Annotated in this window: 4 protein-coding genes; 3 read left to right on the top strand and 1 reads right to left on the bottom strand. The window is 76.1% G+C overall.

Annotation, left to right across the window (positions count from 1 at the left end):
• Positions 1-116: 116 nt before the first annotated feature.
• A complete protein-coding gene (locus ACFVXK_RS33555; RefSeq protein WP_389619437.1) occupies positions 117-2885 on the bottom strand; it encodes a lysylphosphatidylglycerol synthase domain-containing protein in 2769 nt (922 codons plus the stop codon).
• 158 nt (positions 2886-3043) lie between these two features.
• Here ACFVXK_RS33555 and ACFVXK_RS33550 point away from each other — a divergent pair, with 158 nt between their 5' ends.
• The 3 genes from ACFVXK_RS33550 to ACFVXK_RS33540 all read left to right on the top strand — a co-directional run.
• A complete protein-coding gene (locus tag ACFVXK_RS33550) occupies positions 3044-3400 on the top strand; it encodes an MGMT family protein (RefSeq protein ID WP_389619434.1) in 357 nt (118 codons plus the stop codon).
• 207 nt (positions 3401-3607) lie between these two features.
• A complete protein-coding gene (locus ACFVXK_RS33545; protein WP_389619440.1) occupies positions 3608-7171 on the top strand; it encodes an ATP-dependent helicase in 3564 nt (1187 codons plus the stop codon).
• 43 nt (positions 7172-7214) lie between these two features.
• A partial coding sequence (locus tag ACFVXK_RS33540) for a UvrD-helicase domain-containing protein (RefSeq protein ID WP_389619431.1) occupies positions 7215-10091 on the top strand: 2877 nt, incomplete at its 3' end.

Raw genomic sequence — 10091 nt, 5'->3', positions numbered from 1 at the left:
CCGGGGTCCGGGGCGGAGCCCCGGGTTTTGCAGCCGCGCCGGCGATTGAGGCGGGAACGGAGGAAGGGCGGGGCGGGGAGACCGGCTCCGCGCAGCGGCCCCGTAACCCCGCGGAGCTAGATCGCTTCCTTCCGCGTCAGGAAGTTGAACGACACCCACCCCGGCAGCACCGGCAGCCAGAACGTCATCAACCGGAACAACAGCACCGCGGAGATCGCCACCTCCTTCTCCAGCCCCGCCGCGATCAGCCCCAGCGTCAGCGTCGTCTCCACCGCGCCGATGCCGCCGGGCGTGGGCGCGGCGGATCCCAGCGCGTTGCCCGCCAGGAAGACCACCGCGATGCTCGCGTAGCTCAGCGCCTGCCCGCCCCCGAAGGCACGGATCGACGCGTCCAGGCACATCACGAAGCAGCCGGTCAGCAGCAGCATCCCGCCGATGCCCGTCATCAGCTTCTGCGGCCGCTGGAGCACGTCCAGCATGCGCGGCACCACGCCCGCGAACAGCGCCCGTACCCGCGTCACCACGAACTTCCGCAGGAACGGCACCGCCGTGACGACCAGCACCAGCACCGCCACCGTCAGCAGGCCCGCGATGACCGTCCTCGACGGGGTCATCTCCGGGGTCTTCTCGGTCCCCGTCAGGTAGCCGAACGACAGCAGCAGCAGGATGTGGCTGGCCAGCCCGAACAGCTGCGAGGCCCCGACGCTCGCCACCGCCAGCCCCGGCCGCACCCCCGCCCGCTGCAGGAACCGCGTGTTGAGCGCGACACCGCCGACCGCCGCCGGGGCGACCAGCTTCACGAACGACCCCGCCACCTGCGCGATCACCGTCCGCACGAAGGACACCCGCTCCGGCACGAAGCCCAGCAGGCTCATCGCCGCCGCCACGTACGTGAGCGCCGAGAAGGCCAGCGCGGCCCCCACCCAGCCCCACTGCGCCTGGCCGACGATCGTCGCGAAGTCCACGTGCGCCAGCTGCGTGAGCAGGAAGTACGCACCGAAGGCACCCGCGATGAACGACACCAGCGTCCGCGGCCGGATCCGCTCCAGCCGGGCCGGCTCCACCGGGGCCTGCGGGCGGATCAGCAGCACCTGCTTGCGGATCAGGCTCAGCAGGTCCTCCTCCCGGGCCCCTTCCAGCGCGTCGTCCAGCGCCTTCTTCTCCGCCTTGCGCTCGGCCGCCGCCGAGGTCCCCGAGGTCCCGGAGGCCCCGTCCGTTCCGGCCGCCGCCTCGCGGGCCGCCTTCGCCGCCCGCGAGGACTCCAGCACGGCCTCCCGTTGCCGGTCCGCCCGCTCCCGGGCCTGCCGGCGCAGCGTCGCCCGGGTCGAGCGGCTCAGCGCGATCGGCTGGAGCAGCGGCAGGCAGTCCGCGACCGTGTCCGGGCCGAGGACCGACACCGCCGACGCCACCGACCGCTCCGGGCCGACCCGCAGGCCGAGCGTGGTCAGCAGCTGCGCGACGTCCATGCGCAGCACCAGGTCGCCGGCCGCGATCTCACCCCCCCGCAGGTCGGTCAGGACGACCTTGCCGGAACGATCCACCACCAGCGCGTCCCCCGTGAGCCGGCGGTGCGCGATCCGCCGCGACTGCAGGGCCCGCACCTGCTCCCAGGCGTTGCGGATCAGCTCGTCGGTGATCTCCTCGTCGGGGAGGGCGTCGAGGGTGCGCCCGCCCAGGTGTTCGTAGACCAGCATCACGGCGTCCGGGCCCAGCTCGGACGTGGCGATCAGCTTCGGCGCGTTCGCCCCGGCCGCGATCGCCGCGTACGCGAGGAGGGCCTCCTGCTCCAGGGCCTGGCGCAGCGACTGGATGCTGCGCCGGGTGGTGATCCCGCGCAGGGTCAGCCGCCGCCAGACCCGGTAGAAGAACCCCTGGGCCTGCTGCTCGCGGTCCACGACGGTGACGTCCAGCGGGGGACCGTCCTCCAGCGTGACGTGGTAGCGCCGGCCCCGGTCGCCGGTCTCGGCGGTGTCCCCCTCGGGCGCCTCCGCGCGCATCGCGCTGACCGGCTGGAAGCCGACCCGGCGCAGCCCGGCGAGGAGGTGCTGCCCGGTGGGGCGGACGTTCGGCGAGCCGACGGCGTACAGGGTCCCGTACGCCACGCTCCAGCCGATCAGCACGGTCAGGATGATCGAGAAGGGCGTGGTGTACCCGCCGACCAGCATCGCGAAGGCGTCCAGCAGCAGCACCACCCACAGCGCGACCCGCCAGCGCGGCCGCCTCGTCATCCCGACGGCCGTCATGTACGCGATCACCGGCGCGAGGTAGCCGTGCACCGGGTCGGTGAGGGCGCCGCCGCCGGCGGAGCGGGTCAGCGCGTCCTGGATGGTCTCCGGGGCGCCCTGGGACACCCACAGGTCGGTGGCGAGGGTGACCCCGTGCGCGAGGACGGCGGCGAGGACGCCGTCGGCGATGCGCAGCCCGTCGCGTTTGATCAGCCGTTCGATGGCGAAGGCGACGGGGACGAGGAGCACCGCGATGCTCGACACCAGCCCCGCGACCTTGATCAGCACGTCGGGCGCCTGGCCGGTGCCCTTGCTGATGTCGGCCTCCAGGCCCACCGTCGTGCCGTGCGCGAAGGCGGCGATGCCGAGGACGACGGCGATGCCGAGGAGCCCGACGAGGAGGCGTACGAGGTCGGAGGGGCGGTGCACGCGGGCGGCGAGCAGCGGCTCGTCCACCTCGACGGTGTCGGCCGCCGTCGGGGTGTGGCCGGGCGGGTCGTCGGGGTGCGGGTCGTGCGGGCGCGGCTCCGCCGGACGGGGCCGCGCGGGGTGCGCGTGCGCGTCCCCGGCGGGCTGCGCAGGGCGCGCGGCACCCCCGTCGGGCGCGCCCTTGTCAGGGCGGGCGCCCCCGCCCGTTCCCGCACCGTCCGGAGGGCTCACACCCCGCTCCTTCGCCGTCACTTCCGTCTCTTCTTGATCACGTATCACCAGTCACCGCCCGGAAGATGGTGGCACGGACCGGCGGCCCAGCGGGGCATCAGGGTGCGCGCCGGTATGGAACCGAAGCTTCCGCCGAGCCGTCGGCGGCATCCGGCACCATGGGCGGAATGAGCGCAGAGCTGCCCGCGTACGCGGAGCGGGTACTGGAGGTGGCCGAGCGGATTCCGCCCGGCCGGGTGATGACGTACGGGGACGTCGCCGAGTGGCTCGGCGAGGGCGGACCCCGCCAAGTCGGGCGCGTCATGGCCCTGTACGGGGGAGCCGTGCCCTGGTGGCGGGTGGTGCGCGCCGACGGCGTACCCCTGCCCGGGCACGAACGCCGCGCCCTGGAGCACTACCGGACCGAGGGCACGCCGCTGCGCGAGACGCCCTCCGGCGAGCCCCGGCTGGCGATGCGGCGGGCACGCTGGGACGGGGGTGGGGAGGACGCCGGAGGCGACGAGGCTCACATCTGACAGCTTCGGCCATCCGGAATCGGGACGGGCACCCGAAGGCCCGTACGGGGGACGGCCCGCGGGGCCCCCGGGTCGACGCCCGGGCCCGCCGGGACGGACTGCGGCGGCCCGGCCGGTTGCCGTAGCGTTGCCTCTTCGGCTCCGGCGCCCGCGCCGTCCGCCCCGCTGACAGCACCCGCAGACCCACCAGGACCGGCACCCCACGTGATCACCTCTCCTCCCGGCCGCTCGGAGCGGCGTACGCGTACGCCCGACGCGTACCGCCTGGTGCGCACCGGCCCGCGGCAGGTGGCCCCCCCTGTTCTGGACGCGGCCCAGCGGGCGGTGGTTGATCACACCGGCGGACCGCTCCTCGTCCTGGCCGGCCCGGGCACCGGCAAGACCACCACCCTCGTGGAGGCGGCCGCCGCCCGCGTCGAGGCCGGGACCGACCCGGCCCGCATCCTGATCCTCACCTTCAGCCGCAAGGCCGCCGTCGAACTCCGCGACCGCGCCGCCCTGCGGCTCGGCGGTGCCCGCGCCCCGCAGGCCACCACCTTCCACTCCTTCTGCTACGGGCTGGTCCGCGCCCACCAGGACCACGAACTCTTCGCGGACCCGCTGCGCCTGCTGTCCGGACCGGAGCAGGACGTGATGGTCCGCACCCTGCTGGAGGGCCAGCGCCGGCTCCGCTCCATCCGCTGGCCGGAGGACCTGCGGGCCGCGCTGACCACGCGCGGCTTCGCCGACGAGGTCCGCGCCGTCCTGGCCCGCGCCCGCGAGCTGGGCCTCGGCCCCACCGCCCTCGCCTCCTTCGCCGACCGCATCGGCCGGCCCGACTGGAAGGCCGCGGCGGCCTTCCTCTCCGAGTACCTCGACGTCCTGGACCTCCAGGGCTCCCTGGACTACGCCGAGCTCGTCCACCGCGCCGTCCTCCTCGCCGAGGAGACCCCGTCCCTCTCCTCCTCGTACGACGTGATCTACGTGGACGAGTACCAGGACACGGACGCCTCGCAGCTGCGGCTGCTGCGCGCGCTGAACGGCCCGGCGGGCACCCTGGTCGCCTTCGGCGACCCCGACCAGTCGATCTACGCCTTCCGGGGCGCCGACATCAACAACACCCTCGACTTCGAGGCGTCCTTCCCCGGCGCCCGGGTCCGCGCCCTCACCGTCGGCCGCCGCTCGGGCTCCGCCCTCCTGGCCGCCACCCGCCTCCTGACCACCCGCATGCCGGTCCCGCGCCTGCCCGCCGCCGCCGTACGGGCCCACCGCGACCTGACGCCGGTCCGCGAGGGCGGCAGCGTGGAGGTGTACACCTACCCGACCGCCGGGGCCGAACTCGACAACGTCGCCGACATCCTGCGCCGGGCCCACCTGGAGGACGGCGTCCCCTGGCAGGACATGGCCGTCCTGGTCCGCTCGGGCGGCCGCACCCTCCCGGCGATGCGCCGCGCCCTGATCGCGGCGGGCGTCCCGGCGGAAACGGACACCACGACCACCCCCCTCCGCCACGAACCCTCCCTCACCCCCCTCCTGACAGCCCTCCGCCTCACGGCAACGGCCGCCGCCGCGGCCCCCGCGGTACCGGGGCCGGACGCCGTGCTGCCCGGCGGGGAGCCGGAAGCCGACGGCACCGGGGCGGAAGCCGACGCCGTCACCCGGCCGGGCGGGGCCGTGCCCGCGCCCGACACCGCCCCGCCCGGCGCGGAGCCGGGCGCCGCGGGCGCCGACGTGGCGGCTTCCGGCGTACCGGGGCCGGCCGGGTCCGGCCCCGCCGGTGCGGGCTCGGCCGGCCCCGGCGAGGGCACCCCGGCGGGCGATGGCGCCGGGGTGGGCGAGCCCGTTCGTGACTCCGGGGCGGGTGGGCGGGACCTTCCCCCGGCCCCCGGCACCGCCCCCGGCGAAGGATGGGTCGGGGTCGAGGACGCCGTCGAGTTGCTCTCCTCGCCGCTCGGCGGGATGGACGCCGCCGACCTGCGCCGCCTCGGCCGGGCGCTGCGGGACGAGGAGCGGGCCGCCGGGGTCGCCGTCCCCGCGCCCTCCGACGTGCTGCTCGCCCGCGCCCTCGCCGAGCCCGAGCGGCTCACCGCCCACGACCCCGCGTACGCCCGCGGCGCGCAGCGCCTCGGCCTGCTCCTGCGCAAGGCCCGCGAGCTCCTCCAGGGCGGCGGCACCGCCGAGGAGGCCCTCTGGGCCCTCTGGGACGGCACCCCCTGGCCGCAGCGCCTCGAACGCCAGGCCCGCCGCGGCGGCCCCGCCGGCCGCAACGCCGACCGGGACCTCGACGCCGTCTGCGCCCTCTTCGACAACGCGGCCCGCGCGGAGGAACGCACCGGCGGCCGCGGCGCGCTCAACTTCCTCGAACAGCTCGAAGCCGAGGACATCGCCGCCGACAGCCTCACCGGCCGGACGGTCCGTCCCGACGCCGTACGCCTCATGACCGCCCACCGCTCCAAGGGCCTGGAGTGGGGCCTCGTCGTCGTCGCCGGGGTCCAGGAAGGGCTGTGGCCCGACCTGCGCCGCCGCGGCTCCCTCCTCGAAGCCGACCGCATCGGCCGCGACGGCCTCGCCGAACCCCTCACCCCCGGCGCCCTCCTCGCCGAGGAACGCCGGCTGTTCTACGTCGCCGCCACCCGCGCCCGCCACCGCCTCGTCGTCACCGCCGTCAAGGCCCCCGCCGAGGACGGCGACCAGCCCTCCCGCTTCCTCACCGAACTCGGCGTCACCCCCAAGGACGTCACCGGCCGCCCCCGCCGCCCCCTCGCCGTCCCGGCCCTCGTCGCCGAGCTCCGCGCCACCACCGTCGACCCCGACGCCTCGCCCGCCCTGCGCGACGCCGCCGCCCGCCGCCTGGCCCGGCTCGCCGCGCTCACCGACGACGAGGACCGCCCCCTGGTCCCCGCCGCGCACCCGCAGCGCTGGTGGGGCCTGTACGAGCCCACCGCCTCGCCCGCCCCCCTCCGCGACCGCGACCGCGCCCTGAACCTCTCGCCCAGCGCCCTGGAACAGCTCGCCAACACCTGCTCCCTCCAGTGGTTCCTCGGCCGCGAGGTCAAGGCCGACGCCCCCTCCACCGCCGCCCAGGGCTTCGGCAACGTCGTCCACGTCCTCGCCGACGAGGTCGCCTCCGGCCGCACCCCCGCCGACCTGGCCGTCCTCATGGAACGCCTCGACTCCGTCTGGGACGCCCTCGCCTTCGACGCCCCCTGGAAGTCCCGCCAGGAGAAGGACAACGCCCGCGCCGCCCTCGAACGCTTCCTGCGCTGGCACACCACCGACCGCGGCGGCCGCACCGCCGTCGCCACCGAGCACGACTTCGACGTCACCCTCGACGCCGGCGAGTACGCCGTCCGCATCCGCGGCTCCATGGACCGCGTCGAGACCGACCCGCAGGGCCGCGCGTACGTCGTCGACTTCAAGACCGGCAAGGGCGCACCCACCCGCGACGAGGTCGCCCGCCACCCCCAGCTCGCCGTCTACCAGCTCGCCGTCCGCGAGGGCGCCGTCGACGAGGTCTTCGACGGCCGCCGCCCCGAACCCGGCGGCGCCGAACTCGTCCAGCTGCGCCAGGGCGCCGCCCAGCGCGACGGCGGCGACGAGGTCCCGAAGGTCCAGGCCCAGGAGGCCCTGTCCCCCGGCAGCTCCGGCGCGTGGGTCGGCGACCTGCTGGCCACCGCCGCGGGCCGGGTCCTGGACGAACGCTTCGCACCCGCCACCGGTGAACACTGCAAGCGCTGCTCCTTCCGCAGCTCCTGCAGCGCCCTCCCCGAGGGCCGCCAGACCGTGGAATGAGACGGCGGCCGGGAGTGTCGGCGCGGGCGGCTAGCCTTTTGAGGTGACCGCGTACGTGTCCGGGCGCGACCCCGTCCTCGACGATCCCGAGCAGCTCAAGGAGCTCCTCGGGATCCCCTTCACGCCCGAACAGCTGGCCTGCGTCACCGCCCCGCCCGCACCCCAGGTCATCGTCGCGGGCGCCGGCTCCGGCAAGACGACGGTCATGGCCGCCCGCGTCGTCTGGCTCGTCGGCACCGGCGCCGTCGCCCCCGAACAGGTCCTCGGCCTGACCTTCACCAACAAGGCCGCCGGAGAGCTGGCCGAACGCGTACGCAAAGCCCTCGCGCGGGCCGGCGTCACCGACCCGGACCCTTCCCCGGCCGACGCCGACGCGGCCGGCGGCGAGCCCCGCATCTCCACGTACCACGCCTTCGCCGGCCAGCTCCTCAAGGACCACGGCCTGCGCATCGGCCTGGAGCCCAGCGCCCGCCTCCTCGCCGACGCCACCCGCTTCCAGCTCGCCGCGAAGGTGCTCCGCGAGGCCCCCGGCCCCTACCCCGCCCTCACCAAGTCCGTCCCCGACCTGGTCAGCGACCTCCTCGCCCTCGACGCGGAGCTCTCCGAGCACCTGGTCGAACCGGCGGAGCTGCGCGCGTACGACACCGCGCTCCTCGACGTCCTCGCCGGCGCCAAGCTCACCAACGAGGACCTGCGCAAGGCCCCCGCGGCCGTCCGCGGCCGCCTGGAACTGCTGGAGCTCGTCGTCCGCTACCGCGCGGCCAAGCGCTCCCGCGACCTGTTCGACTTCGGCGACCAGATAGCCCTCTCCGCGCGGCTCGCCACCACCCGCCCGGAGGTCGGCGCACTGCTGCGCGAGGAGTTCCGCGTCGTCCTCCTCGACGAGTACCAGGACACCTCCGTCGCCCAGCGGCTGCTGCTGTCCGGCCTCTTCGGAGGGGGCACGGGGCACGCCGTGACCGCCGTCGGCGACCCCTGCCAGGCCATCTACGGCTGGCGCGGGGCGTCCGTCGCCAACCTGGACGACTTCCCGGAGCACTTCCCGCACGCCGACGGCAGCCCGGCGACCCGGCTCTCCCTCAGCGAGAACCGGCGCAGCGGCGGCCGCCTGCTGGACCTGGCCAACGGCCTCGCCGCCCCGCTGCGCGCCCTGCACGAGGGGGTCGAGGCCCTGCGCCCGGCCCCGGGCGCGGAGCGCGACGGGCTGGTCCGCTGCGCCCTGCTGACCACGCACGCCGAGGAGCTGGAGTGGCTCGGCGACTCGGTCGCGCACCTGGTGCGCACGGGCACGGAACCGGGCGAGATCGCCGTCCTGTGCCGCTCGGCCGCCGACTTCGCGAACATCCAGGCGGTCCTGGTCGCCCGTGACGTCCCCGTGGAGGTCGTGGGCCTCTCCGGCCTCCTGCACCTGCCCGAGGTCGCCGACCTGGTCTCGGTCTGCGAGGTGCTCCAGGACCCCGGCGCCAACGCCGCCCTGGTCCGCCTCCTCATCGGCCCGCGCTGGCGGATCGGCGCCCGCGACCTGGCCCTGCTCGGGCGCCTGGCCCGGCAGCTCGTGGCCCGCCCCGGGGCCTCCGACGGCCCCGACGGGCGCCTCGCCGCCGCGGTCGAGGGCGTCGACCCGGCGGAGGTCGTCTCCCTGGCCGACGCCCTGGAGACCTTCCTGGACGGTTCCGCCACCGAGGACCTCCCGTTCTCCCCGGCCGCCCGGGTCCGCTTCGCCCACCTCGCCCAGGAGCTCCGCGACCTGCGCCGCTCCCTCTCCGACCCGCTGATGGACGTCCTGCACCGGGTCCTGTCGACGACGGGCCTGGACGTGGAGCTCGCGGCCTCCCCGCACGCCCTGGCGGCCCGCCGCCGCGAAACCCTGTCCGGCTTCCTGGACGTCGCGGCCGGCTTCGCCGCGCTGGACGGCGAAGCGACCCTGCTGGCCTTCCTCGCCTTCCTGCGCACGGCCGCCCAGTACGAGAAGGGCCTCGACCACGCGCTGCCGGGCGGCGAGAACACGGTCAAGGTCCTCACCGCCCACAAGTCCAAGGGCCTGGAGTGGGACGTGGTGGTCGTCCCCGACCTGTGCGCGGGCTCCTTCCCGAAGGAGAAGGCCCCGGAGGCCTGGACCGCGTACCCGAAGGTCCTCCCGTACGCCCTGCGCGGCGACTCCGAGACCCTCCCGGCCGACCCGGCGTGGACCTCGGCGGGCCTGAAGTCCTTCAAGGCGGCCCTGAAGTCCCACAAGGAGACGGAGGAGCTCCGCCTCGGCTACGTCACCTTCACCCGCCCCCGCTCCCTCCTCCTCGCCTCGGGCCACTGGTGGGGCCCCACCCAGAAGCGCCGCCGCGGCCCGTCCGCGTTCCTGACCGCCCTCCACGACCACTGCGCGGCCGGCCACGGCGAGATCGAGACCTGGGCGGACGCCCCGGCCCCCGACGCCGAGAACCCGTCCCTGGCCGCGGACGCCACCCCGGACCACTCCTGGCCCCTCCCCCTGGACCCGACGTCCCTCACCCTCCGCCGCGAGGCGGCGGCCCTGGTCGAGTCCCACCTGACCGCCCGCGCCACGCGGACACCCCCACCCCAGGCCCCCGACGACGCCTACCTCTGGCCCCCGGACTGCGAGGACCCGTCCTACGAGGACGAGCCCCCGCCCGCCGACCCCGAGGCGTGGGCCGAGCTCCCGGCGGGTTCGCCCGGCGGCACCGACGCGCCCGCCGGGGCGGACGACCTGTGGGCCGGCGACGCCGTGCCGACCCGGGCCCGGCCGGGCGCGTCTGTGCCCGCCCCCCGCGAGGCCGATGCCCCACGGGCCGGCGAAGCCGTGCCGGGTCCCCACGGGGTCCGGGGCGGAGCCCCGGGACCGGGAAGGGGCGGGGCCGGGGAGAAGGACCACCGGCCCGCCCCCGCCGAGGGCCCCTGGCCCGAG

The organism is Streptomyces sp. NPDC058157, from assembly GCF_042884105.1.
Taxonomy (GTDB): domain Bacteria; phylum Actinomycetota; class Actinomycetes; order Streptomycetales; family Streptomycetaceae; genus Streptomyces.
The sequence above is the reverse complement of the archived record's forward strand: the minus strand, read 5'-3'. Positions and strand labels throughout refer to the sequence as shown.

What these genes read in the sequence shown, in the direction of transcription:
- ACFVXK_RS33550 (WP_389619434.1), top strand. Translation starts at nt 3,044, where the DNA reads ATGGGCGGAATGAGCGCAGAGCTGCCCGCGTACGCGGAGCGGGTACTG.